Here is a 25252-nt window from a genome sequence, read left to right on the forward strand (position 1 = left end):
CTTCTAATCCCTTGGTCGCAGGTTCGAATCCTGCCGGGGGCACCAGGTCAGAGCGGGTTTCACCGGTATCGAACGGGTGGTCGTGCAGCAAACGTGCAGCACGACCACTCGAAATTCACATCCACCGCGGCACCGACATCACTCCGCGCATAGTTCCTCAGCGTCGCCCGCACACACGCGTGCGCGATCGCAGTCTGCGGATCGTCCGGGTTGCCGCCCTCATCTCGAATCGCCTCGCGCTCGATCTCGTCCATAGCCATTCAGACGGCTCACCGCGCCGTCCGGTTCCAGGGGAGAACCATGTCTCGAACCACTGCACTCGTGACGGCCCGCCGCGGCACCGTCGCCCTGTCCATCATCAGCTTCGCGATCTCATACATCGCCCTCGCCGACCTCGCGCACATCGCCGGACTCGGGCCGCAGGCCTACCTGTGGCCGGTCATGATCGACGGCACCATCGTCGTCGGCACGGTCGCCGTGTTCGCCGCACCAGACTGGCATTCGTGGCCGCTGCTCGTCGCCGCCGCCGCGGTGTCGGTCGTCGGCAACGGCATCCACGCCTGGGTCACGCAGTCGACGTGGATCGCGGTTGGTGTCGCACTGACTCCGCCGATCTTCCTGCTGTGGGTGACCCATCTGACGGTTCGGCTCGGGAGGCTACCGGCGGATCGAACCGCGGCAGCCGAGCGAGAGGAACCCGCCGAGACGCCGACAGACTCGCCCATGAAGGGAGACCCTGAGCGACGCCGGCTCGCGCTGCAGCTCGTCGCAGAGGGCGACATGTCGCTACGAGAAATCGCGAGCCAGCTCGGCGTCTCCGACACCACCGTCCGACGATGGCGTGACGCGGCCACCGAAGCCGACAGCACTGCAGAGAACGAAGCCTTGAGTCTGGTAGGAGTTAGCTCATGAAACGGACACTCATCGTCGGCGCGGCCGCCGCGATCCTACTCGCAGGATGCTCGTCGAACGAGGAGCCCGCTGCCGCCGAGCAGACCACACAGGACTCGACTACTGCATCGGCCACCACCACGGCAGCCACAACCACAGCGTCGGAAGAAGGCGGTGACTATCCGATCATCGGGGAGGAAGCGCGTAGCGAAGGCATCGTGATCACAGTCCACTCGGTCATCGAATCGCCGACCATCTCGTTCAACGATTCCGGCTACAGCGGCAGCTACGCAGAGTTCACGCAGAAGCCGGCGCGCGCGGGCGGCAAATTCTTCGTCGTAGACACGACCGTCCTGAACGACGGACTCGAGCCCATCGACCTCACCTGTTCCTTCCCCATCCAGAACACCCTCACCACCGACGGGCAGCGTCAATACACGACCGTCGACGAGCAGTACAACATCGAAGGAAACCCCGGCTGCAACGACATGCTGCAGCCTGGCTTCGACAGCCCGATGAAGTTCGTCTACGAGGTTCCGGCCGCGGCGCAGGCGGTCGCGTTCGGGTTCGCCGACTCGAAGAACGCGTACGACAAGCCCACCTACGTCGAGCTCGTCACCGAGTAGACCCACCGTCGAGAAACGCGAAAAGCGCCCCACCTCTGTTGAGGTGGGGCGCTTCGTACATGTGTTCGATTGATGGTAGGTTCTCGCTTGCGGGGCTCGGTAGGGAAGACCGGGTCCCGCTTTTCATCTCCACGGGAGGGTTCGGGTGGACCACAATTCGCTGCGCCGGACCCAGCACGGCTGGACGGAGGATGCTCCGACACTCTGCCCTCTGGGGCATCAGCTCGGCCCGAACCGGATGCTCGTTGGCTCCCGCAACTGCCAGTGCGGAACTATGCATCGCACCCACACCTGCCGCGAATGCGACCAGATTGTCTACACCCCGCCGCTCACCGCGGACTGTGTGCCTTCAGACGGGGGACGATCCACCTTCTCGTGGAGCCGCGAAGCCGTCACGACGCAGCCCGCAGCGGAGGAAGCGTAGGAATCCGGATGCTCGCCGCAACGGAATGCGACGTGTGCTGATTGTTCGGAATCCGCCTACGCCCATAGTGCCGGTACGTCGTCGACGAGTCCTTGTGCCCCAGCGAGAGCGCGACGTTTTCGAGCGGCTCCCCGTTCTCCAGCGAGGTCACAGCAAAAGTGTGGCGCAGGGTGTGCGGGGTGATGTGCTGCTCGATGCCCGCCCTCTTGCCGAGCCTCGTCATGATTCGGGCTGCCGAGGCGCGTGTCATCCGCGACCCGTCCCGGCGCAGGAAAAGGGGGCCGGTGGTGCGCCCGTCGACGATGCGGTCGACGGCCTGAACGACCGCGGGTGGCTGCGGCACCGACATCGTTTCGCCGCCCTTCGTGACGAACACGAACATGCGGTACGCCTGATCGACAACGGTCGAGGTTTCGACGTCGAGGCTGCAGGCCGGAGTGACCCTGAGTCCGCACATGCCCATCGTCAGGATGAGCGCGTACTCGGTTGGCTTCGATTCTGCGGCAGCCCACGCCAACCGTTCGTAGTCACGCGGGGTCAGCGCCTTGTGCACCGCGCTGGTTGGTGGTCGCTTCGGTAAGCGCAGCTTCGTTGTCGGGTTCTTCTGCATGAGCCCGTCGTCGACGGCCAGGTCGAAGAACTGCCGGATCGTGCCGATGCGATGGATGATCGTGTTCGCCGAGTTGCCGCGCTCCTCCGCGAGGTGCCGCATGAACATCTCAAGATGGATGCGGTGCACCGCAAACATCTCGAGATTGTGGGCGGTGCACCACTGCGAGAGGACGTCGATGTCGTTGCGGTACGCGATCCGCGTGTTCTCCGAATCCCACCGGTGGAGAAACGCTTCGATGTAGAACTCGCGGTCAATCGAGGAAAACTCCCCGGACGCAGGCATGGCTGTAACGTGTAGCGCGGTCATTCACTTCTCCAGGTGCATTCTGGTGGTGGATGGCAAGGCCTCGATCGGTGTTGGTAGCACCGGCCGAGGCCGCCCATTTCAGATCACACAGGGTACACCCGGGCTCCGACACACCCCGGAAAGCTACTCCGCCGCAGACGGTCCCGGCGCGGTAGCCGACTCGTCGTAGATCAGCTCGTCCTTGCCCTCGTACCGGAACGCGCGCCGGCCGTCAGCCGTCGTGACGTACCCGGGCTGGCCCTCGTCTGCGGGTGGTCGGAACGTGAAGTCCTGCTCGTCAGCCATGCCGCCCAGTATCCCAGTTGGACCTCGAACAGCAGAAAACCCCGACTCGCAGGGGGCGGGGTCTGTCTGGTCTCGCGAGCGCTACGGCTTCATCGCATCGTGCAACGAGTTGAACCGCTTCAGGATCATCCCGCACATCAACAACAGATGCGCCATCGCGGCAGCCACCAAGCCCACCGTGACCGCGGCGAAGATTTGGAATGGTGTCGTGAACAAGGTCGCGCTCGTGAGGATGCCGGTGAGGACGATACCGATCAAAACGGTGTAGTTGATATTTACACGCAACTCCTCCACCAGCATCACGATGATCGGGTCGGCCGATTGGATCGGATCTCGGCGGATCTGCAGGCTTTTGTCGAAAACGCTGAATGACAGATTGAAGATAAGGCCGGTCAGCACCGCGACACCCGCAAGTAGATTAGCGGGATCGACGCTAGGTACGCCGATCACAGCCGCGAGCACGCCCACCAGGCCTGGGACTACGTACAGCCACCCGTAGTCGCCAGCCGCGACCCTCCATGAAGAACCTCCGAGCGTTCGAATCTGCTCAGAAACGACACTAGCTGGAAGCAGCTTCATTAGGCACCGTCCAGTTCGCCGCAGTTGTTTGTTCTACGTTGCGCAGGTCGACCGCATCGTCCATCGCTTCGACCTCCAAGTTGCCCAAGCCCACGCCCTGTCGTACATCTTCCACGATCTGGCCCGCGGTTGCATAGAACTCCGCGTCGGTCGGACTGCCGGACATCGAAGCGCGCTCCACAGGAAACGAGATCGAGGAGACCTTGTTCTCGCCCACGTTGATCTTTCTACCGCTGCCACGTCGATCAGGGTTCGCGACTGTGGCGACGACCCATGTGTCGTCGTCGATGTCGGATCCGACCCCGTATTTATCTGCGATCTCATGTGGCTTCTTGCCGGTGATGGTGCTGTACGGCCCGAGGCCTCCGCGTCGGCTGATCTTGAGAATCTTCGATAGCGGTACAGATTTGCCGCCGGTGGGCGCGTTATCTGCGACCTCGCCGGGAATGAGTGTTCTGAACTCCAAGGCTTGAGTTGTCATGGCTGCGAATGTTTCGCCCCATGCTTGCGCATCCTGAATCGGCTTCACGGATACGGTGACGTTCTCGACGTTAGCCCTGATTCCCTGCTGCAGAACCTCACTGATCAGCGATGCCATGCCGAAGCTCCCGACTCCTTCGATGAGCAGTATGCCTGCCCGGGCAGTGGGAGCCGCAGCGAATACCGCCCGTAGTTCGAACCATTCTGTATCGCGATGATCACGTTGAGCAGGGACATCGAGTGCAGCAAGTTTCAGCATGCTGTTGTAGCCCGAAACTCCCAAGCTGCAGGTCACTTCCACCTGACGGTTCGCGGCGCGCACGTTCAGGTAGTCGATCTGACGTCCTGACTCTTCGTCTGCTCGACGACGTGGTTCTTGCTCGTGGCTGAGGGTGACGAAGGTGTCCGTGACCGCCTGCAGAGCCGAAATCTCAGTCAGTGAAATGTCACCCATGCGACGCGGTGATTTGCGATCTCCCGTCGGTGTCACGGAGACCACATACGGCGTTATCTGATACTCGGCCATCGTGTGATGCTAGCCGGTCGGTTTTCACGCCCCGGACCAACCCGGCTGCGCAGGTGACACTGTCGGCGATGGGTACAAATCTCGTATTATGCGCCGCTTCTCGCGGGTCATTCGATGCGCGCACAGACCGGGCTGTACGGCACAATGCTCGCCATGACCAGTCGCCGTGAAGCGATCTTGTTCGGCGTCATCATCGCCGGATGCCTCGGCATGTACTTCCTCTACCCGTGGGACACCGTCGAACCGGGCCCAGTGAACTCGGCCATCGTTGTCTCCGCGTACACCAACCGCGCTGACCAATGCATCCCAGCGGGCAGCGACCTCCAGGCAGGAACACCAGTCACGGTGTCGACCGACAACGGTCCACACTGGACCACGCAACTACTCGCGGGCTTCGAGGTCGAGGACACCTGTGCGATGCCATTCATTCTGCCCGTCATCGAACAGGCGGGGAGCTACAGCGTTTCGATACCGTCCCGCGGACTCGGCGTCCGCTCCGACGTCGAGCTGAACGAGGGATCGACCTTCATGCTCGATTGACTCCTCCGGTACGGCATTGACTCCTCCGGTACGGCACAATGCGTGGGTGCCCCGAACCCCGAGCGCCAAGATCACGCTGGCCGCGACCGTCGGAGTGATCCTGGCCCTGACCGCAATTCCAGTCTTGCGACTTACCGGGGCAGACACCGCTCTACGGCTCCCGATCCTCGCCGCGATCGCACTGGTCACCATCGTCACCGTTGTGAAGGACCGAGGGACCACACTTCGGCCGGGCGTAATTGTGGCCTTGGGCATGTTCATAGTCTCTGGCAGCATCGCCAACCTGCGGGCAAACGATTCCTACCAGTGGCTGACGTTGGCAGCGTTTGCAGGGATCGCAATCGCAGGCTTGGTACTCGGCGCTTCCGTACGCGCCCATGGGGTCGAGCGCCCGGTGTTTCGGTGGGTCATCGGTGTTGCAGCGGCGCAATCGCTGTACGCCATTTACGAGGTGGTCAGCGGGGCTGAACCGCTGTGGCGCGGGGCGAACATCAGACGTGACGGAGAGTCGATTCGGCTGCAGTCGACCTTGATCGACGGGTTCGAACGCGCCCAAGGGACACTTGGGCACCCACTCGTCCTGGCAGCTCTGGCACTGATCGCCGTGTCCATGATCGTCGCGACGGACGCGGTAGCGAAGGCCCACTATCGTGTCGCCCTGATCGTGCTCCTCGCCGGAGGGATCGTGGCTTCAGGCAGTCGTAACGCCGTCCTCGTTCTGATAGCGCTCGTACTCGTCACGTGGGGGGCATCCACGTGGGGTGCGATGGCAGCTCGGGGTCTATTCTTCGGCGTGCCACTGGCCTTGATCGGGCTTGCCTTGTCCGAGGATCGTATCCGCGAACTGTTGGACAGCGGATCTTTCACTCACCGTGCAGGTGCCATCGCAGTTGTCCCTCGTCTCTCCGACGTTCGCGGCTTCCTCTCCATGGCCTTCGGTGATGGCAGCGCATCCACGCCGCGACTGCTAAATGCCGGGCTGCTGCAGTCGGATCGATTTCTCGCGATTGACAACCAGTTTCTACTGCTGTTCATCCAATACGGCCTGGCCGGTCTCGTCCTTATCTGCGGGCTGATTTTTGCAGCGATACAGCGCGACGCTGGTGCAGTCAGGCTCATGCTGGTTGTGTGGATAGCGCAGTTCTTCATCTTCGATGTCCTGGCTTGGCCTAGTTCGGCGATCCTTCTGTGGCTCTGCGTAGGACTCGCCTACTCCAGGCGAGCGCCAAGCCAGGACAACGAATCAGTAGAAGATCGGGCCGTCGAGCGCGCCTACGCGTAGCGACGAAGCGGACACGACGCCCACGGCCCCGCCGCCGCAACTCGCAAGATGATCCACGAAGATGTCCGCGTTGGCACCACTTGCGAACTGATTCAGCGGCATCCACGGCGTCGCCGCGATGCTGGTCGATCCGCCCGTGAACTGCAAGGTTCCGAAGTTTCGGGATGTGCCGCCCTGCTTGACCTCGCGAACCATGATGGTCAGCGATTTGCCGCTGCCTGCCGAGTCGATGCGAGCCCGCATTGCCAACTGTGCGAACAATCGTCTGTTGCGCGCGTCCCGCGGGGTGACGAACGCTGGAGCCGACGTCGAGATGATGGCAAGCGTGGACGAGTTCGCGATGGTCACCGCTGGGCTTGTTCCACCGGTGAGTCCTGACGCCGACGCCGTCAGTGTGCCGACGACGAATCCGTCGAACGTCACGGTGTACGGGCCAGCCCCGGATACCTGGACCTTGCCGACTCCCACCGACGACAGAGAACCCAATGCCGCTTGGACGACGGCGGCGGAGGCATTCCATGCGATGGGCGCAGTAGTCTGCCCACCGATCGACAGCGTGAACGTGCCACCAGTCGGAGCCCCGGTAACCGTGACGACTTGCGGAGGCAGAACGGTGAGGTTTTCCGGAAGGGAGAGCGTCCCGAGTACCTCGATCGACGGAAGCCGCACCTTGCGCTGCGCCACCTCACTGATGAGGTCGAGGTCAACTGACAGCACCGCCGCGAGCTGGGCCGACCAGTTGTCCAGTGCGTTGTATTCCGGGCCGACCGATGTCACATCACCGTTGGCGGAGGTGACGATGGTGCGGTAGATGTTCTTCTCGCGCAGGGCACGCTCGTCGACGGTCAGCTCGGCGTCGCGCCCGTCGATCAGGGCAATCGGGAAGTCGACCGGTGTCGAGTCGGTGACGTCGATCATCCGGTAGGTGCCGATGGTCGGCCCGAAGCGCGGTGACGAGTAGGCGATCAGGGCGCGGCCGTTGTCCGAGCAGATCATCACCGGTCGGGTCGGGATCTCGTTGTAGCCCATGCCGTTACCGAGGTTTGTGACCTGATCGTTGACCCAGTTCGTGCCGTTCCACCACAGGTGGTGAACGTTCCGGTCGGGGGCGGTTCCGTCCGCGAGGGTGAGCGCCATGTGTGGCCGTCCTGCGGTGTCGACGTCGAGCCCGAACTGGTTTATGATCCCGGAGTTCGTTGCCGCGGTCGCAAGTGCGCGGGCGGAAGTGTTGGCGTGAGTGAGTGGAAGCGTAACTGTGGTCCCGGTCACCGACCTCCATGTCGCGCCCTTGTCGTCGGAGCGCAGGAAATGCACGTCGGCGTTGGTGTTGTGGTCGCCGCCGTTCGGACGCCAGGTGAACCCAATGTTCAACCGCCCTTGACGGTCGATCACGAAGCGTGTCTCGTAGGGGTTTTCGCTGGTGGTCTTGCCGTCGGCGATCTTTCCGACCTGGGTCCACACCCCGCCGACTGGTTTGCGATTGAGGTACAGATCGCCCATCCCGGATGCGCCGTCGCGGTAGAGCAGGAATAGTGTGCCGTCCGGATGCATCGCGAACCGCGGGTAGGTGACCTGCGCTTCGTTGGTACCGGTCATTCCCGGCGCATTCCAGGCGGTGATGTCGCGAGGGTTGGTCGAGCGAACGTAGCGCATGGCGTCGCCGTGCATGTTCGCTGCGACGTGGATATAACCCTGGGCGTCGACGAATATCGATGCGGTGTTGTGACTGTCGGTGTCGACAGGCAACGCCAGCGGGTTTCCGGCAATAGCGGACAGGTCAAACGTTGTCCATGCCCCAAGTGGGAGGGTCCGCTTGTGTAGGGTCAGTGCGCCCGCGGTGTTGTAGACGGCAACGTACAGGTCGTTGCCGTCAGTGGCGACCGGCTGAGCGAAGGATGTGGCGTTGTAGCGGGTCTGCCCGGATGCCAGCGTCGGTGGCACGTCGAGGCGGACGGAATTTGCTTTCTTGCCGAGGGTGTACTTTGCCGCGGCGTCAGCGGCGGCTTCGTCGATAGCGAGGATGTCCATCAGGCGTTCACCGTCTCCCAGGAAGCGACGCGGCCGGAACCGTCGCGGGTGTAGGTCGTGATCTTTCCGGCCTTTGTCTCGGATTGGATGCGGCCAGCAGAGTCACGGCCGTAGGTGACGGTAACGCCGTTCTCCACGGCTGAGGTGATCCGTCCGGCGCTGTCTCGGGTCAGGACGGCGGTCTCCACTTTCGGCGCATAACGTGCGTCACCTACCGTTGCGACGACCTCTGCGACGGCGGTTTCGTCCAGTCCTCCGACCGACTGCCTCACCAATGCCGCGGACACCGCGTCGCCGACGTGCGCCCACCCCGCCGTATTCGGGTGCAGCCCATCCGGGCCGAGCATGGTGGTCGGGTCCCACCCGGCTGCCGGGTCGACCACCACCACGTTCGGGAATTCCTGCGCCAACACATCCGGGATCGACCGCAGATACGTCAGCAGTGCTGTCTTGCCGGTGTAGCCGGTGGCGGTGACTGCGACGGGTTTGATCCACACGATCGTCGGCGGTGTCTGCGACAGGGTGAGGAGGCAGTCGACGGCAGACACCGCGCCTGCGACACCGCCGGTGGTGAACGTCGCCCGCGCCGTCCCCGCCGACATGCCGTCGAGACGCACCACGACAGGTGCCACCCCCAGCGACGCCCGATACGTGGTAGCGCGGGCCTTCTCGTTCGTGGCCTTCGTGAACGTGCGGCCGCCCTGCGTCACCGTCACCGTGCCCGTCTTGAATGCGGCACCGTCGCCGCCGAACACCGTCAGATACGAGGTGCCCGCCGGGACCGGGAAATCCACATACGCGCCATCGTTGGTGGAGATGGCGTACGAGTCGCCCGACGCGCCGGCGTAGCCCATCGCCGTGTCCGACCACGCCGGTGACGACGAATACGTCCAACCCGTCGACTCGGTCTTCGACGCAGACGACAAGATCGCGCACAGGGCGCGGGCCGACTCCAGGGCGGCGCCGCGGTTAGCCGCATCATCCGGGTCGGCCAGGTTGTTGCCGAGATCGTTGACGACCACCACACCGCTACCGGGGGTCCACTCGCCCACACCTGGGGAGAGGGCGGTGATCGCGGTGTCCTGCACCCGATGTCCGCCGACCGCACGATTCCCCGACAGAGAGAATCCGAACCGGGACGGCAGGGCCCCGAAGAACCCGGCCGCGTCCATCCATGAATTCCCGTACCCGTACAGGGGGACGGCTGGGTACATGCCCGTCAGGGTGGCTTTCGACGCGATCTGATCCCGCACCTCCGGGGCGAGTTTCGCCTCGGTCACACCTTCGTCGGGGACGCCGCTGCCGCCCTCCGGAAGGGGAATCGGTTCGGAGAGCTCGGTGCCACTCGCGGTCTGGTATTCGATCGCGAACGCGGCATCCTCCACCGGGACCGCGCCGACGACACCGAACCCGCGAGCACCACGCGACAGTTGCACCGCCGTCGAACCGGGTGCCACATTCACGTGATCGGCGAGGTTGATCTCCACACCCGGCTCTGCCCAGAAGTAGATCGGCGGCTGCTGCGGCAACACCTGCCCGCCATACGTGAGGTCCTTGAACGTTGCCTTCCACTGCAACTGCGACACATTCGAGGTGGCACTCGTCGGCGCCGGCACCGTCACATAGTTGCGGTTCCGGTGCGAGATCTCGCCCGTCAATCCGATGTCGGCGGTGAACGGTGCGACGACCTTGATCTTCATCTGCCCGTTGTCGTCGACCTGCACCGGCTTACCCGGGTCGAGCATCGGCTCGAAGATCACCCGCCCCGACGCGGGAACATCGTCGTAGACGTCGTCGTCGTCGACACCGTCGATGATGAACACGCCGATGTTGACGCGGACAGTGGTGAATCCAACGGCCATGTCAGACTCCGATCCAGATAGGTGTGGGCATGGCGGTACTCCAATCGCGAGACAAGGGGAGGGGGATCGGAATCAGACGACGGTGAGGACGAGATAGGTGGAGGCAGTGATGGTGCCGCGGCCCGAGTTCGGTGACGTGACGGACGCTTCGAGGTGGGCGACCTCGCCGGTGCCGGTGAACGTCCCGGTGCGGGTGGTGGTGGTCGTCGTGTTCGCGATGGTGACCGAGTCGACGACCGTCGAGCCGTTCACCAGCCGCATCGACTGGGTGTTGCCGGTGCCCGCCGCGGACGACACAGCGAGCCGATACTCGTAGGAGGCCACCACACCGGCGGGCACTCGGATACCGTCGCCGTCGACGATGACCGTCGCCGGGTACCCGGAGCGGACAGCCCACGGGGACAGCCGCGTCCACACGTTGGCGGACGTGAGGATCTGGTTGCCGGACTTGTCGATGCCCTGGTTCGCGAGCACGTACTGCGACACCGCGACGTCGAACTGCAGCGTTGGCGCCACCTCCACGACAGGGGCTGTGGCAGCGGTGACGTCGAAGTCGAAGGTCGGCGCGGCCGGCGCGACGGGCACAGTCGACGGGTCGACCGTCAGGGGAAGCTCAGCGGCCACGGCCATCGTGTACGTGCCACCTGTCGGCTGCTGAATCACCGTCACGTCGAACGGAAGCTCGGCGGACGCCGGGAGGAAGATGATCGGGGTCTGCGCCACCGCGACATCGAAGAACAGGTCGGCCGCGACATCCTGCAGAACCGCCTTCTGCGGTTGCCTCGGCACCGTGTCCGGCGGCGCCTGCGACACCGTCATGAACGGGCGCGCCGCCACACTCGACGACCGCGCCGGTCTCGGAATGGCCGTGACCGGGATAGTCGGCCGGGCGGCGGTGGACGAATCCACTGTCAGCCCTGCGGCGCCGAGAACGTGGCCGTGATCCGGACCTTCGACGGGCCCGGGTATTGGATGTTCGAGATCGGCACCGCCCACTTGAACGTCGACCCCGACCAGCACCCCAGATGCGTCGGCGTGACGACGGTAGCGGGGGCGACCGGTCCGGGAATGTTGAACTCGACCTCGCTGCCGGCCACCGCCCCATCGACCGCACCAGCGGTCCACGTCGTCGCCACCCGGGAGTAGGAGCCGCCCGAGATTTCGTTGGCGCCGGTCGTTCCCGGGTCGCCGGTGTGCAGACTCAGCGAATTGCCTTGGCTGGTCGCCCACACCGCAGCGCCCTCACGGAAATCGGCGGTCATCTTTATAGCAGCCATGTCAGTCTTTCCTTCTCACGGTTCCGCGGTACCAGCAGAAGTCGAATGTGTCGGTGATCGGGGCGACGGCCGGGTAGTGCACCATCAGCCGATAGCGGTAGCGGGCGGGTACACCGTCGAGGTCCTCGGACTGCACCCAGAATTCGATGTAGTTGTCGGTGACAGACTCGGCCGGCCACGTCGCGAGGACGGGAGAGCCGGGCTTGTCGTCTTTCGTGACCTGAATTTCGGCTGTCGTTCCGGTGGGGAACGCGGTGTCCGACTGGGCTTTGTTGTAGCGGTGCGCCCAGTCAGCGCCTCGGGTCAGGATTAGGTCGTCAACGATGGGGTCGTAGCCGCTCACGAGGCCCTCCTCCAAGATTGGATCTCGCGGTGCCGCGTTCGCGCCGTCGCCTGATCAATGGACTGGTCGATAAGACCGAGCACGAGATCGGACAAGGCGTCGCACTTGCGGGAGCAGAGATCGAGGTCGGCGATCGCCTTGTCGAGACGCTCGTCGGCGAACTTCACCGATCCGGCGTACATGTTGGCGATGATCTGGTTCGTGTCAGCTGAGTTGCGGCGACGGTCTTTCAGCCAAGTCAGCGTGAGGGTGAGAGCTGCGGTCACACCCGAGGCGCCGACCAGCTGTATGACCGTCCCTAGCATTCGCGCCTCTTTCGCTCGGCCTCACGGAACGTGTCGGAGATTTCGAAGACGCGGTACGCGCAGTACGTTCCGACGCCGATGACGAGCCAGACGCCGGATGAGGTCGGCGGTCCGGAGTTGTAGTCCACGACGGACATCACGTAGATCAGTGAGGAGAACGCGACCAGGACGGCGCCTACGCGTTCGATGCCCATAGCCGCGCTGATGTCCCGCCAGCCGATCGTGAGCGACGCCAACGTCACTGCTCCGCCGAGGAATTGCATCCACATGTAGACGATGTCGGTCCACTCGGGCGAGTTCGTCGCCGACACCGATCCCGGCACTTTGCCTGTGATCAGTTGGAAGGCACCCGAAATGGTGAGCATCAGCATGCAGATGCGGTACAGCGGCCAGCTGCCCGAGATGACCTTGCGGCCACCGAGCATGAACATCCATGCGCGGCGCAACATCACAGCCGCCCTGGAACTTTGACGGCCGATCGCAGCGCCATCAGCAGACACAGCGACAGGTAGACCAGTGCTCCCGGCGCGCCGAATGGGCTTTGCGATTCGACGACGTCGAACAGGAACGATCCTCCGAAGAACAGGAACCACAACACCATCACCGTCGCGCCGACGATGATCAGCCGGTGCCGGTCCAATAGTTGACCGCTGATCACGCAGATGCCCGCGGCCATCGCGACGAGACCCCAGGACTGCGGTGCGTACGGAACCGACAGGGCCGTCCCGTACACGTGAGATGGGCCGTCCCACAGTGCTTCACCGAACACGAGCGTGAGCGCGCCGTAGCCGATCGCGATCGCACCGAGAACGAGGGTCGCCGTCCTCGCGAAGAACAGCAGATCCTTCAGCAGGATTGCTATCGAGTGAGGGCTCATAGACCCACCTTCGGCGGCTTGATCGCCAGCTTGTTCTGTACGAGGCTGACGAGCGCGGTTCCGACGGCGCCGACGCCGAGCCCAATGGCGATCTTCCAATCGGAGGCGGAGGTGTAGTCGAAGCCTGGATCGGCGATCGACTGCACCACTGCGGTACCGAATGCGATGACGACGGCCGAAATGATGCCTTGCAGAAGTGTGCGCCAGGCACGCGACGCGGCTTGTGCTTTGATCCAGCCGACCGGGTCGAAGTCGCCGTCCTCGGTGATCACCGGCGTCGAGGCCGGGAATTGAGTGACAGCTGCGTCGAGACGTGCCCGAGCTTCTGTTTCGACGCGGGCGGCCGCGTCAGCGATGACCTGCTCGGCGCGCACACGGACCGCGTCGAGTTCAGTGCCGACCTTCGCCAAGACCTCGCGGGTGACGATCTCCGCTACGGTGTCGCCCATCACTTGCCTGCTTTCAACGCGGTGATGATGATGTCGAGTTTCTGCTCGATGCGTGCGTTCTGCTCGATCGAGAAGTTGTTCTGCTGGATGACGCGGCCGAGTGCGTCGACGATGGACCGCTTCGACTGGAGGAAATCGCCCAGCTGGGGCCAGCCTCGTTTGCCGTCGTCGCCTTCCGGCCCCATGACCTGTTCGAAAACTCCTGCGGCGTCTGCCATGTCGTCCTCCTGAGGAAGTAGTGCGTCGCCGAGCCGGAGTGCTCGGTCGTATCTGGCTTGCCGATCAGGCATGCCGTTCGGTGTAGGAACCCAGCCGTTCACGCAGCGCGAGACCGCGAGGATGTCGCCGGCGTCGGCGAACGAATTGATCTCCCCGGCGCGGGGACCGCCGCGCAGCCAGTACCAGGACGCGGCGAGGAACCCCCAACGTGGTTGCTCGACGAGTTCGGGTCGCTCGACGAACAATTCGGGATTGTCGATGTAACCGACGTCGTGACACCACGTTCCGAACTTGCGGTAGTTCGACTGCCAGGTGAGTTGGATGGGGCCGCGCCCGCGGTAGCGTGTGCGGTCCCACGACCAGTCGTGCCCGGACGTCTGGATCTCGGCCATGTACCGCAGGCCCGCCGACTCGTGTCCGATCTGGCTGCACCACGCCGCTGCCCGCCTGACGGTGTCGATCTGCGCCGCGCGCATTGCCTCCTCGAAGTGCGGGAGGTAGGCGGCGATGGTCGCGTCGGACACGTAGGTTTCCTGCATCGCAGCGCGGAGCGTCTGTGCGTCCATCAGCGCGGACCCAGGAATTGATCTTCGATCAGCGCCCACGTCTCAGCCTGGGCGTCGACCACTGGAACAGGTGCACCAGTGGGTGCTGCGCTGTAGCCCTTCGGTGTGATCATCGACGCCAGCTTCTCGACCGTGAACCAGTACTCGGAGTAGCCGCCGAAGCGGGCCGGGTCCGCGACGTACACCTGACGCCCGTCCGGCTCGTAGCCCATCACCGTGAAGTAGTGATAGATCGTGTAATTCGGGTAGCCAGGTGGATGGTTCGATGCCGGGGCGACGATGTTCGCGACGACCCCGTTGCCGCCGTCGATCGACCGGACGATGTCGTCCCACAGTCGGTCCACCTGTGCACGCGTCGGCGGATCGTTCGGCATCTCGACGGTGATGTACGGGCGCCCGGAGCGGCGCTGCAGCACTTGGCTGATCTGCCCGATCCAGTCGGTGCCGTTCGTCGTTGTCCCGAGCTCCAGCGCGAGATCACGTTCAGCGACATCGATACCGAACCCGGTCAGGACGATCTGCGTCGACGCTGGGCCGCACCAGAATCCAGTCTCCTGAGGGGTGTTGCTGTGCTTGAGGATCGGCATCAGGACTCCTGAAAGACTCGGAGAATGGTTTCGGCGGTGGTGAAGTCGACCGAGGTGGATGAGGTGGCGCCGGGCTTGGACCGGGCCGCCATGACCGCCACTACATCGGGGACTGTGACGCCGCAGATTTCGGCGACCTTCGACACCGTCTGCGACGCTTTGAACGGGGACGCCTGCTCCTTGGTGCGGATGAAGCTCACGGCTCCACCTCCGCGGTGGGCTCTACCTTGACGTCGGGGTCGCCCGGAGGCGTCTCTTCCACCGGAGGCTTCTCGCCGATTTCGTAGCCGATCTCGGCCAGAGCTTCCGCATGTGTGCACAGCGGGAACGGGATGGACAGCGCGAGCGAGTTATCGACCCCGGTTTGAGTTATCACCTGCCCGTCGAGCAACTGGCCAGGCGCGATGCGGGTCTCCCGCAGCCCGAATGCAGCCCAGTCGATTCGCGACACAATCAGGTAGTCGGCGCCGCTATATGGCTCGGACAGTTCGTAGCCGTAAGCCTCACCGGCTTTCCCCGGTATTTGTTCGGTAATCCGATATGCGACAGGCATATTCAGTCCTCAAGTTTCGTGTATTCGATGAGAGTGACGCGGCCGTCGGAGGCCAGACCGCCCTCTCCGTCCGTCGAGCCGATACCGTGGCCACGTCCGCCGCCACCGCCACCAGGGCCTGACGGGTAGCCGCCGTTGCCGCCCTTGCCGCCGACAGTTCCGGCGAGCTGCGTTCCGCCGCCGCCGCCACCGCCGCCGCCATTACCGCGGGCCACAGGACTCAGAACTGCGTCCTGGCCGTCGGATCCGGCTCGGGTCCCGCCGGTAGATCCGCCTGCGCCTCCAGCAGCGAATGCAGATGAGCCTCCCTGCTCGCCGCCGGTGGGCGCGTCACCCGTGACAGGGTCGGACCCGTCCCCGCCTTTGCCGCCGCGCTCAGTAGCCGAATTCGAGATCACCGCTCCCTCGACCGAGAGAATGGCGCCGACCCCCGGCACGGACACGACGTGGTTTCCGAAGCGGGACACCCCACCCAGCTGTGACGGAATCTGGCCGCCCGCTCCGATCACCACTTCTTCAGTGGCGCCGAGGTCGTGCTCGATCGCTGCGAGCTCGAACCATTGGAATCGGTAGCCGCCCGACAGTCCGCCGAGACCGCCGACGCGGGCAGTGACCGTCGAACCGGACCGGCCCGCGTGCCCGCCACCTTCGACTGCGACACCCAGCCGGATCAATCCAGGTGGTTTCGTCCAAATGCTGTTGAACGCGTAGGTGCGGACGGTGACCGCGCCGCCTTCCAACAGTTCGACACGGTTCTCCAGGCTGGTGAGATCCTCGGTGATCTCGCCCGCTTGTGTGACCTGCTCGTCGAGGACCGCGTTGAAGTTCAGGATCCAGTCGGCGATGCCCGCGAACAGGCCACCGAACAGGCCTTGCGCGATGCCGAACCCGCCGATCTGCTGCCGCAGACCCGCGCGAATCGATTCCTCGGACTGCCCTTGCGCATCCGAGACGGTGCCCTCGACATACGCCTCAGATGGCGGATTCCCGACCGGATAGGTCACAGACCCTTCCAATCCGGGTAGTTCAGAATCTTGTCGCGGCGCTTACCGAGCATCTCCAACGCGAGGACCCGGCGGCGCTCGGTGTCGTCCTGGCCGAGGAGGTAGCCCTTCACCTCGGACGGCGTCCATTCCGTCGGGTTGAATGTCTTCGGCGGGTCGGTTTCCACCGTCGCGGTGGCGGGCCCCTCCGCCTCCTCGGGCGGGCGGAATCCCTTGTCCAGCAGCTGCTGGAAGTGCACCTGATTCTGTTCGGTGGTGAATGCGTCCATGTCCTGCGCCACCATCGGCACCGAATCCGGCTCGTCGAAGTCGACCCACTGCGAAGTGTTGTTCAGCGTGTGATGCTGGCCCATCGCCGGGAGCTTCAGCTTCTTCGTCTGCACCGGAAGCTTCGACACATGGATGTTGCCGTCGGCGTCGGCGAGCGTATGCAGGTCGGAGACATGCACATACCCGCCCTCCGGGATGCGTTCGGACAACACCTCGAGACTGTCGTCGTCCGGGGTGTAGCGGGCGGTGGCGCCGTACACCATCGACCCGACGAACAACCACTGGTGACGCTTCTTCGGATCCTCTTGGGCGAGGCACCACTGCTGAGTAGGTATGCGCGGCAACGTGACCCCCTTACATGATTCCGAGTTCGGTTGTGATGGAGAAGATTTCCTGGATGGCCTCGTACAGCTCCATCACCGGATCAGTGGGGATGCGCTGGCCGATCGTGATGTCCCACGTCGGCGCTGTGGAGCGGTCCCACGCGAGGGTGAGTTCCGAGACCTGCTCGACGTAGACGACGCCGGGCGGCATGCCGATGATGTTGAATCCGACACGGTCGCCGAGGAAGAAGTCGCCGCCGCCGTAGTCGCCGACCGTCCACGGCGCCGAGTCCGCCACCTTCAACGTGCAGGTCCGGACCTCGCGGGTCTTCCACATCTGTGCGCGCTGCGCGATCAGATACCCGAGGGTGTACGCCTTGTCGGCGCCCTCAGCGAACTCCTCGTGATAGTGCGCACCACCCGCACGCCGGGCACGATTCGAGTTCTTGATCTTCCCGAACGCCAGGAAAACATCGGTGTACAGCGGCTTCAGTAGTGCGTCTGCGATACCGCCGAGCGGCGGAACGCCTGGGATCATTGCGGTGAGGTCGCCGATCATCTGCACCGTCGCCGAGATCAACTCGTTGACGCCGGGCATCGAATGCCCGCCGGCGACAGACCCGACCGGGCCCGACGGCTTCTGCGAGTACTCGGACGACTGGATGCCGGACATCTCCGACTCCCAGAACACGACACCCGGGTTCGCCGGTGTCGTGCCGCGCACCTGCGGCGCAGGGTAGATGCCGGGAATGTTGGGGTCGTCGACCTGCTCCACCGTCTCGGTGATGCCGTCGCCGTGAATGTTCAGAAACTCTTTGATGATCCCGGCGAACAGGTTGCCCTGAAACGCTGTGCCCGTGTTGAATCCGGACTTGTCGACGAGATCCCACACCAGGCAGCCGTAGCGCAGGTTCGCGCCCTCCCACGGCGGTGGATCACCCGGCAGATAGCGGCGGCACACCCACGACAGCTGCGAGTCGGCGACGATTTTCTTGCCGGTGTCGAACATCGTCTTCATCCGCGAATGCACGATCGCGGGCAGCGAATTGTCGATATCGCCCGGCATAGACGGTTTGACAACGTTCCACCAGGTCGACTGGTTGAAGTTGTTCCACTGCGACTTGTCGAGCGGATTGTCGGGCAGCGTCCACAGCGACGATTCGAGCCGCATGATCGTGCACAGCAGCGTCGTCTTCAGCGCCCACTTCGCCTTGCCGAAGCACAGCCATAGGCGGGGGAACTGAATCTCCGGCGGCAGGAACGGATTCGGGTACACCACCATGTGGGCGAGCTGTTGCAGGTCGTGCTTGAACAGCAGTCGGACGAACCGGCGGCCCGAGTCATCCTTGATGATCTTGAGCTCGTCCATCTTGCCGGTCCAGCGGGCGCCGTCCTTCTCCATCCGGACGTGCACGTCGGAGGTGGCGCGGCCGTCGACGTTGATGGCCCACTCGGACAGGTAGTAGTCCAGCGGCATTTCGAGCGAGGCCGACCCGACCTCGTTGTCGATGAACTGGAACGACGCCGAGTTGATCTGTCCGCAGATTCCGACGGAATTCCAGTCGCCGTCGTACAACTCGACCTCGGGAGGGAGCCGACGGCGGTCGGCCTCCTCTTTGAGCATGTCTTCGATCTGCTGGTTGAACTTCTCGAAGTCGATCTTGTCGGCGACGGGAGCAGTCACAGTTCCTCCCTCACGCTTGCATGCCCCAGGGGCGTGGCCAGGAGCTGGTCATTCGCAGTTGAATCGACGCTCCCGCAGCGGCTTTCGACATCGACACCGGCAGTTCGATGCGCTCGGTGTAGGCGGGAACGGAGTAGAGGAAGCGGACCATTTTCATCCGTTGCCGGTATGACTGGTCGAACGACTGATAGCCGCCGAGACGGGCATCGGGCCGTGTGTCGACTCGCACCGAGTAGGTGGCGTCCGGGATTCCCGGCGGCCCGCCGGGTAATACTTCGGCCATCACGATCTTGCGGGTCGCGAATTCCTTCGCCGCATCGAAGTAGCCGTTGGTCCCGAACTTGTTGTGCCGCTTGTCGCCCCACGAATAGTCGGGGAGGCGGGGAATGCCCGGGTCCATGAGCAGCCACTTCGGGTAGATCTCGTGTGGGGTGGAGTTCTCCATCCACACCGACCCGATCTCGAAGTCACCCGCAGCAGTGACCCGAGTCGATGACCACTCGTCGGTGTAGTCGTCCTCGTACCACCACGGATCCATCGCGATGCACTTGAGCTTCACCGTCTCGACCTGCACCTGATTGGGGTCGTACTCGATGTCGTAGGTGAATTCGAGCGGCCGGATCTTCAGATGCCGGCGCGACGACTCGGTCTCGATCCACAGCTTCGAGTCCTCGAAATGGCTCCACATCTTCCGGAACTCGGAGTCGTTCTCCTGCCACGGCTGGCCGTTCGTCGAATCGATGACGACACCGAACTCCAACGGCCGCTCCAGCACTCGCGCACCGAAGAACGTCGAGCCCTCCTGGAACGCGTGAGAACCGCGCAGCACCTCGACGGGGACGTCCATGAACCCGGTCATCCCCGTCGCCAGGTACGTTGCAGACTCGTCAGACCCCTCGCCGGACAGCGTCACCATGCGGCCGTTGACCCCTTCGAGCTCGACCTGGGTTACGTGCCGCTTCATGAGCGCTTCTTGAACGACAGCGAGCGGACATTCACTTCACTGCGCCACGCCCGGATGCCCTGATCGACTGAGTCGGTTTGGAACACCACGGTGGGCTGGCGGGCAGCCTTGGCCATCTCGTCGATGCGAGCCTCCATCTTCGATGTGTCCACAGTCGCCACACCGCCGGCCTGGTTGTTGGCGCGGACAGCTGCGATCTCGCGCATCTGCCGATCCCGTTGCGACGCAGTGGTGACCCACTCGTCTTCGCCGGACAGGTTGAGCGCCGCATGCCCGTGTGGCAGCCGACCGCCGGTGTCACGCAGCAACATCGGGGTCTTGCGCTGCGAATCGAGCAGGTCGGCGAGCTTCTGTTCCCACGGTCGTTCCGCGAGGGACTTGTTCTCGAGGAAGGTGGTGACCGCGGGATGGTCCTCTTCGACACCGAACGTGCTGCGGGTGTTCTGGTCGAAGTTGCCGGTGAACAGCGACCGCGACCCGAGAGCTGTGACGACCAGCGGGTTGTCCTCGGTGAGGCCCATCGCCGTCAGGCTCGGGTCGTACTTTCCGTTCTCGACGAGGTTCTGCAGGCCGCCGGCGGCCGGACCGAACAGGCTCTCCACCCATCCGGACGCGCCGACCGGAACGAGCTCTCTAGACTTGTCGCCCGTCGACGACTTCCTTTTGGCGGCCTCCGCTTCGGCGCCGAAGGTGGGGACCTTCAGGTCCCACCAGCGAGACTCGCCGATACCGAACGGCAACTGTTCGAACAGGGCGTCGACGAGGATGCTGGACACCTGCGAGCCGAAGTCCTTCAGGCGTTCCTTGACGGAGAATCCCTCGCCGCTGCCGCCGGACGAAGTCGACGACCCGCCGGTGGCCTCCTTCTCCTGCTCCTCCTTCAGCGCGTTGCGGGCCGACGCCAACGCGAGATCGGCCTCGGTGCGGTCGTTCTCGGTCGCTTCGGGGTCGGCGTACACCTCGTTGCGCTTCGCATTGGCCTGATCGACCGCGAGCTGCGCCCGCATCAGCGAGATCTCTTCGTCGGTGAAGTTCTTCGCGAGATCCGGTGCTTGCGGTGCCGGGCCCTCGACCGCACCCGACGCGGCAGCGTCCTTCTTGGCCTGCAGATCGATGACCTTCTGCTTCGCGGCCTTGACCTTTAGATCGGCCTGCTCGCGGTCAGCCTGCGACTTCTTCTCGTTCGCGTAGATCTTGTCGCGGGCTTCCTGCGCCTGGGTGACAGCGACCTGGGCCCTGTCCAGCGCGATCTGGTCCTTCTCCGCCCACGTCACCTTCTTCGTCGACGACGAACTCGTGGACAGCGACGTCGACGAGTCCCGCGAGTCGAGGGCGGCGATGATCGACTCCGCTTCACCGGCACGCTCCCGGTAGTTCGAGCCGTCGGAGAACGCGGACTGCTGCACCCGTTGTGCCGCGTCAGCCGGGTCCATCGAGTCGTAGTCGAACTCGACGAGACGGTCGTAGAATTTCCCGGCCGCGATGGTCGGGTCCATCCGCTCCTCGTACGAGCCCCACCATTCCTGCTGCTGGAACGGGCCGGTCGACGTGTCAGGTCCGCCCTCGACGAGCGACAGGTCCGACTCGGCGAGTCCGGTCATGACGGCGGCCTTGATGCCGTTGTCGGTGATGCCGCGACGCCGGCCTTCGGCGATGATCGCGTCGGCGATCGCGTCCCGCTCGGACAGCGGCGCTACCTCAGTCTCGGGTTCGTCGCCGGGGTCGACCAGAACGTGGTCGGTGGCGATGTGCACGTGGTTGGTGTGGTCGCCTGCGCCGTCGTAGAACGAGTCGTCGACGAACTCGCCGTCCTTGATCTCGCGGCCGAAGCGTGGGTCGTCGTAGATCAGCTCTTTCAGCTCGGATCCGAACTTGCTGGCCATCAGCGTCGCGAGTCCCAGCTGGGCGTCGGTGTTTCCGAAGCCGTTCGAGAAGTCCGCTGCCATCCCCATGCTGTGGTACGAACCGGTCTCGCCCTCGCGGCCTATGTAGCCGGACGTCATCTTCAGGGCCGGGAACTTCTGTCCGACATACGCGGTCAGGCTGTCGACGATCGCGCCGCCACCCGCATAGCCGCGGACCTCGCCGCGCGCCAAAGCGTCCCGGAACCGGTAGACGCCTTCCTGCCCGCCGAGACGGTTGACGTCGTCGACGGTGAGCATGTGCTCGCCCGGCATCGCCAGGATCGGCACCGAGTCCTTGCCGGGCACGCCGCCGGTGATTGGCCCGCCAGTTGCGAAAGTCTGACCGCGAACTGCCACGCCCGATCTGACTGCCGCGTCGAGTCGTCGATCGACTTCTTCGATGTTGTTGAGGACTACGTCGATGGACACTGTGCGGTTACGCGCCGTGTTGTTGGCGGCGAGGTCGATGTCTCGGAGCTGACGCAGTGCGTCGTCGGTGGGTGCTGTGATCCGGACGATGCCGGGCTTGCCGTTGATGTCCGTTTCGACGGTGCCACCGAGGTCTTTGATCTTTTGGAGAGCCTCCGCGTCGAGGACGTCGACGGGGACGTCGACGGGCTGGCCGACGCCCTTGAGCATGCTCGAGATTACGGTGAGTTGCTGGGTCACATCGTCGGCCCCGGACAGGCTGGCCAGCATGATGATCTGCTCGGGCAGCAAACCTTCAGCAGCCGCCATCGCTTCGATCTGCGTCTTCGTGAGCTGGTAGTTGTTGCCAAGCCCAAGTAGTGCGTCAGCGTTTGAAGCAATCGCTGCGCGCGCGGCTTCTTGCGCCTCTGGCAAGCTCTTGCCCTGCGCTAGCGACGCAGTGATCGTGGCGTTGGTGACCTCGATCGTGCGGTCACGGATCTCCGTCAGCGAATCACGCAGAGCAGAACCGTTCGCGAGCTGAGTGTTGACGGCGCCGTTTTCGCCTACGAGCGCATCACCGACACCGCCGGCCGGGTCAACCCCAGCTGGCTGTTCCTCGCCGAGTTGCCTGATAGTGTCGTTGTAGGCCTGAACAGCGTCGGAGAGTGGAATCTCGTTGCCTAGGAACACATCCAGGGCAGTCTTGAGTGCGCTGACCCGATCGTCTGCGGAGGCTGCCTCGTCGCCGAGGGTGGCGATCGCGGCCTTCATGTCGAAGAAGCCGGGAGTGGTGTTCTTCGCGGTCTGTTCCGCCCGCTGAGCTTCCTCTCGAAGGAGGCGCATCTTGTCGGCCGCTTCTGCGCCGCCCTCGCCGGAATTACGAAGTACTGCCTCGAAGGTCGCGAACTCCGTATTGGAAGCTGTCAGCTTCGAAGCAAGCTCTTCGTTCGACAGGCCGAGGTCGTCGAAAGCCTGCTTAACGCGGGCAGCGGATTCGGCTGTTTCTTCCTGCTTGTTGTAAGCCTCGGTACCTGCCTGCGCGACACCGGAGAACCAACCGATGACGTCCTCGTAGCCAGCCCGAAAAATGCCGAACGAGCCGGGCGCCGTGTCGGCCAGCTCGCCGAGTTCGCCACGAACGGTGTCGATCTGTACTGCGAGGGCCGACATAACCGTGTCGGAGATCTCGCCATTCGACTCCTGGAATGCTTTTGCGACATCGCGTTGCGCAACTGCGAGGTTGGTCGAGGAATCCTGGAGCACCTGTGCCTGCTGGCTCGCCTTCGCGTTCTCGGAGGAGAACTGGCCGACAATCGCAGTCGCAGCCATGATGCCGACCATCCACGGCCCACCCAGGACGCCGACAACACCCTTCGTTGCAGATACGAGTCCGTTAGCACCTGCCACAGCGGCGCCGCCAACGACTCCACCGAACCTGGCAGCCTGCGCAGCACCGTTACGGAGTGCGCCAGTCACAGCGCCGGAGGTGGTGGCCAGGTTCCGCTGACGGTCAGCGAACCTCTGCGTTGCGGTGGTGACACCGCGGTAACCGTCGGCCATCTGGCGGATCGCCGGGTGGCGGCGTTCGAGCGTCGCCAAACCTGCAGCGAGCTCGGACAGCGGCTCGGCGTTCTCCTCAAGCGCACCAGCCAGCTCGTCGGCGCCACCCGTGAGTTCGGTGAACGGATCGTTTTCGCCGATGCTGCCGAGGGCGGCCTGCATGTCGATCTCGCCCTGCATTTCCTCGCGGAAACTCTGAAAGTTCTCGGTGATGTCCTGGAACCAGCTGCCGATCTTGTCGGCTCCACCGGTGACCTGCAGTGCAGCGAGAGCACCGGCGACGGCCTGCACCGGGGCAGGGAGGTCGAGGAACGCGCCGACAGCGTCGCCGACGAATCCAGCGACCGGGGCGAGCATCTGACCGAATTCGACGGCCGCTCCGCCAGCATCCTGAAGACCGGAGATGATGCCAGGCGTGACGGCCGAAATTTTGTCAGCGGCCGCGGTCGCGAAGCCTTCGAGCGGGCCCTCGATCAGCCCGTACAGGCCGAGTGTGAGTGTCTCGGTGGCGTTTTCGATCGACGCCATCGCACCCGGAAGGCCCTGCGTCTTCGCAGCAGCGACCTCGGCGGCCGCGCCCTGCCGTTCGATCGCCGTATGCATGGCGTCGTACCCGGCCTGGCCCTGCTCGGCCGCGACACCGGCGAGACGCATAGCGTCCGAACCGAACAGAGTCGCCGTCGCCGCTTGATATAATTCAGGTGTCATGCTGGCCGCGGCCTCATCGAGCTGGCCGAACAAACTCGACATGCCGACGAACTGGCCCTCGGCGTCGTAAATCGTCAGACCGAGCTCTTCGATCGCCGCCTGCGCGGGCTTGCCCTGGTCTGTCACCGCGAGAAGCGCGGACTTCAGCAAGGTACCGGCGTCGGAACCCGAGATACCGGCGTTCGACAGCACACCGAGGGCAGCCGCAGTGTCTTCGACCGTCAGGCCGAACTGGTTCGCGACGGCACCGGACTGCTGCAAACCTGCAGCGATGTCGGTGATCTCAGCTGAGGAAGCGTTCGCGGCGTTCGCGAGCACATCGGCCGCAGTCGCCGCATACGAGGCGTCCAACCCGAATGCCTGCAGTGCCTGCGACTGAATCGTCGCCGCGGTACCGGCGTCGATCTGCGCAGCAGCAGCGAGCTGCAGCGTTCCACGCGCAGCCTCCATCGACTGCTCGACCGTGAAACCACCCTTGGCGAGCTCAGTCATCGCGGCCGCCGCATCGGACGCCGACGTCGCAGACAGCTGATTGTCGTTGCCGAGTTCCTTGGCCCGCTCCGACACGGCGGCCATCTGCTGTGCCGTCGCCGACGACACCGCCTGCATCGTGTTCAGCTCGTTCGTAAAGTCGTTGCCGGTCTTGATGACCTCACCGAACGCTGCGGTGACACCACCGGCGAGGATGCCGGCGCCCATGATCTTGCCGAAGGTGCCCGCTACGCCGACTGCACGGCCGAGTCCACGCTCGAGGTCTCCTGCAACACGGCTGACGTCAGCCGCCACCTCAATATCTATGCGGCCAC

26 protein-coding genes are annotated in these 25252 nt (G+C 64.1%); 4 read left to right on the forward strand and 22 right to left on the reverse strand.

From position 1 onward, the window contains the following. The first annotated feature begins 300 nt into the window (after window positions 1-300). Both RhoFasB10_RS18370 and RhoFasB10_RS18375 read left to right on the forward strand, forming a co-directional pair. Complete coding sequence (locus RhoFasB10_RS18370; RefSeq protein ID WP_167677817.1) at window positions 301-912, forward strand: sigma-70 region 4 domain-containing protein; 612 nt, start codon at window positions 301-303, stop codon at window positions 910-912. Continuing rightward, window positions 909-1517, forward strand: a complete 609-nt coding sequence (locus RhoFasB10_RS18375; protein ID WP_167677819.1) for a DUF4352 domain-containing protein — start codon at window positions 909-911, stop codon at window positions 1515-1517. Before RhoFasB10_RS18370 ends, RhoFasB10_RS18375 begins: the two co-directional genes overlap by 4 nt. Before the next feature lie 392 nt (window positions 1518-1909). On the opposite strand, the gene RhoFasB10_RS18380 is transcribed toward RhoFasB10_RS18375, so the two are convergent. The 4 genes from RhoFasB10_RS18380 to RhoFasB10_RS18395 all read right to left on the reverse strand — a co-directional run bounded on the left by RhoFasB10_RS18380 (window position 1910) and on the right by RhoFasB10_RS18395 (window position 4730). After that, window positions 1910-2860, reverse strand: a complete 951-nt coding sequence (locus RhoFasB10_RS18380; protein ID WP_167677821.1) for a tyrosine-type recombinase/integrase — start codon at window positions 2858-2860, stop codon at window positions 1910-1912. A gap of 123 nt (window positions 2861-2983) precedes the next feature. Then, window positions 2984-3145, reverse strand: coding sequence for a hypothetical protein (locus RhoFasB10_RS18385; RefSeq protein ID WP_167677823.1), 162 nt, complete (start codon window positions 3143-3145; stop codon window positions 2984-2986). Between the two features lie 81 nt (window positions 3146-3226). Further along, window positions 3227-3613, reverse strand: coding sequence for a hypothetical protein (locus RhoFasB10_RS18390; protein ID WP_167677825.1), 387 nt, complete (start codon window positions 3611-3613; stop codon window positions 3227-3229). 91 nt (window positions 3614-3704) lie between these two features. Beyond that, window positions 3705-4730 carry a hypothetical protein gene (locus tag RhoFasB10_RS18395; RefSeq protein ID WP_167677827.1) on the reverse strand — a complete coding sequence of 342 codons (1026 nt, stop codon included), beginning with the start codon at window positions 4728-4730 and terminating at the stop codon, window positions 3705-3707. A 153-nt stretch (window positions 4731-4883) separates the two neighbouring features. On the opposite strand from RhoFasB10_RS18395, the gene RhoFasB10_RS18400 reads away from it, so the two are divergent. Beyond that, window positions 4884-5270: a hypothetical protein gene (locus RhoFasB10_RS18400; RefSeq protein WP_167677829.1), complete on the forward strand. Its 387-nt coding sequence runs from the start codon at window positions 4884-4886 to the stop codon at window positions 5268-5270. Between the two features lie 46 nt (window positions 5271-5316). Beyond that, entirely contained in the window at window positions 5317-6552 is a 1236-nt protein-coding gene (locus tag RhoFasB10_RS18405) for a hypothetical protein (RefSeq protein ID WP_167677831.1), read from the forward strand. On the opposite strand, the gene RhoFasB10_RS18410 is transcribed toward RhoFasB10_RS18405, so the two are convergent. The 18 genes from RhoFasB10_RS18410 to RhoFasB10_RS26440 form a co-directional block, all read right to left on the reverse strand. After that, window positions 6514-8580: a BNR repeat-containing protein gene (locus RhoFasB10_RS18410; protein WP_167677834.1), complete on the reverse strand. Its 2067-nt coding sequence runs from the start codon at window positions 8578-8580 to the stop codon at window positions 6514-6516. The two genes, RhoFasB10_RS18405 and RhoFasB10_RS18410, sit on opposite strands and share 39 nt — an antisense overlap. Beyond that, the gene (locus RhoFasB10_RS18415; protein WP_167677836.1) at window positions 8580-10442 is read right to left on the reverse strand and encodes a hypothetical protein; all 1863 of its coding nucleotides are present in this window, start codon (window positions 10440-10442) and stop codon (window positions 8580-8582) included. The genes RhoFasB10_RS18410 and RhoFasB10_RS18415 overlap by 1 nt, the downstream gene beginning before the upstream one ends. 72 nt (window positions 10443-10514) lie before the next feature. Beyond that, complete coding sequence (locus tag RhoFasB10_RS18420; protein WP_167677838.1) at window positions 10515-11351, reverse strand: hypothetical protein; 837 nt, start codon at window positions 11349-11351, stop codon at window positions 10515-10517. Window positions 11352-11353: 2 nt separating this feature from the next. Further along, window positions 11354-11719: a hypothetical protein gene (locus tag RhoFasB10_RS18425; RefSeq protein ID WP_167677813.1), complete on the reverse strand. Its 366-nt coding sequence runs from the start codon at window positions 11717-11719 to the stop codon at window positions 11354-11356. Between the two features lies 1 nt (window position 11720). Continuing rightward, window positions 11721-12062, reverse strand: a complete 342-nt coding sequence (locus tag RhoFasB10_RS18430; RefSeq protein WP_167677840.1) for a hypothetical protein — start codon at window positions 12060-12062, stop codon at window positions 11721-11723. Then, a complete protein-coding gene (locus RhoFasB10_RS18435; protein ID WP_167677842.1) occupies window positions 12059-12328 on the reverse strand; it encodes a hypothetical protein in 270 nt (89 codons plus the stop codon). Before RhoFasB10_RS18435 ends, RhoFasB10_RS18430 begins: the two co-directional genes overlap by 4 nt. Before the next feature lie 32 nt (window positions 12329-12360). Further along, complete coding sequence (locus RhoFasB10_RS18440) at window positions 12361-12816, reverse strand: hypothetical protein (RefSeq protein ID WP_167677844.1); 456 nt, start codon at window positions 12814-12816, stop codon at window positions 12361-12363. Then, on the reverse strand, window positions 12816-13244 hold the full coding sequence (locus RhoFasB10_RS18445) for a hypothetical protein (protein WP_167677846.1): 429 nt from the start codon (window positions 13242-13244) through the stop codon (window positions 12816-12818). The genes RhoFasB10_RS18440 and RhoFasB10_RS18445 overlap by 1 nt, the downstream gene beginning before the upstream one ends. Continuing rightward, window positions 13241-13693 (reverse strand): hypothetical protein, encoded by a 453-nt coding sequence (locus RhoFasB10_RS18450; RefSeq protein WP_167677848.1) that lies wholly within the window; start codon window positions 13691-13693, stop codon window positions 13241-13243. Before RhoFasB10_RS18450 ends, RhoFasB10_RS18445 begins: the two co-directional genes overlap by 4 nt. After that, window positions 13693-14478, reverse strand: coding sequence for a glycoside hydrolase family 19 protein (locus RhoFasB10_RS18455; RefSeq protein ID WP_167677849.1), 786 nt, complete (start codon window positions 14476-14478; stop codon window positions 13693-13695). The genes RhoFasB10_RS18450 and RhoFasB10_RS18455 overlap by 1 nt, the downstream gene beginning before the upstream one ends. Beyond that, a complete protein-coding gene (locus RhoFasB10_RS18460; RefSeq protein ID WP_167677851.1) occupies window positions 14478-15065 on the reverse strand; it encodes a C39 family peptidase in 588 nt (195 codons plus the stop codon). Before RhoFasB10_RS18460 ends, RhoFasB10_RS18455 begins: the two co-directional genes overlap by 1 nt. Continuing rightward, window positions 15065-15265 (reverse strand): hypothetical protein, encoded by a 201-nt coding sequence (locus RhoFasB10_RS18465; protein ID WP_167677853.1) that lies wholly within the window; start codon window positions 15263-15265, stop codon window positions 15065-15067. Before RhoFasB10_RS18465 ends, RhoFasB10_RS18460 begins: the two co-directional genes overlap by 1 nt. Next, complete coding sequence (locus RhoFasB10_RS18470; protein ID WP_167677855.1) at window positions 15262-15618, reverse strand: hypothetical protein; 357 nt, start codon at window positions 15616-15618, stop codon at window positions 15262-15264. The genes RhoFasB10_RS18465 and RhoFasB10_RS18470 overlap by 4 nt, the downstream gene beginning before the upstream one ends. A gap of 2 nt (window positions 15619-15620) precedes the next feature. After that, the gene (locus RhoFasB10_RS18475) at window positions 15621-16622 is read right to left on the reverse strand and encodes a hypothetical protein (protein WP_167677857.1); all 1002 of its coding nucleotides are present in this window, start codon (window positions 16620-16622) and stop codon (window positions 15621-15623) included. Then, window positions 16619-17236, reverse strand: coding sequence for a DUF2744 domain-containing protein (locus tag RhoFasB10_RS18480; protein WP_206031091.1), 618 nt, complete (start codon window positions 17234-17236; stop codon window positions 16619-16621). The genes RhoFasB10_RS18475 and RhoFasB10_RS18480 overlap by 4 nt, the downstream gene beginning before the upstream one ends. A gap of 10 nt (window positions 17237-17246) precedes the next feature. Beyond that, entirely contained in the window at window positions 17247-18899 is a 1653-nt protein-coding gene (locus RhoFasB10_RS18485; protein ID WP_167677859.1) for a phage tail protein, read from the reverse strand. A 10-nt stretch (window positions 18900-18909) separates the two neighbouring features. Next, window positions 18910-19863, reverse strand: a complete 954-nt coding sequence (locus RhoFasB10_RS18490) for a phage tail protein (RefSeq protein ID WP_167677861.1) — start codon at window positions 19861-19863, stop codon at window positions 18910-18912. Beyond that, a complete protein-coding gene (locus RhoFasB10_RS26440; RefSeq protein ID WP_346764425.1) occupies window positions 19860-25232 on the reverse strand; it encodes a phage tail tape measure protein in 5373 nt (1790 codons plus the stop codon). Before RhoFasB10_RS26440 ends, RhoFasB10_RS18490 begins: the two co-directional genes overlap by 4 nt. Window positions 25233-25252: the final 20 nt, after the last annotated feature.

The organism is Rhodococcus sp. B10, assembly GCF_011770055.1.
GTDB lineage: Bacteria > Actinomycetota > Actinomycetes > Mycobacteriales > Mycobacteriaceae > Rhodococcoides > Rhodococcoides kyotonensis_B.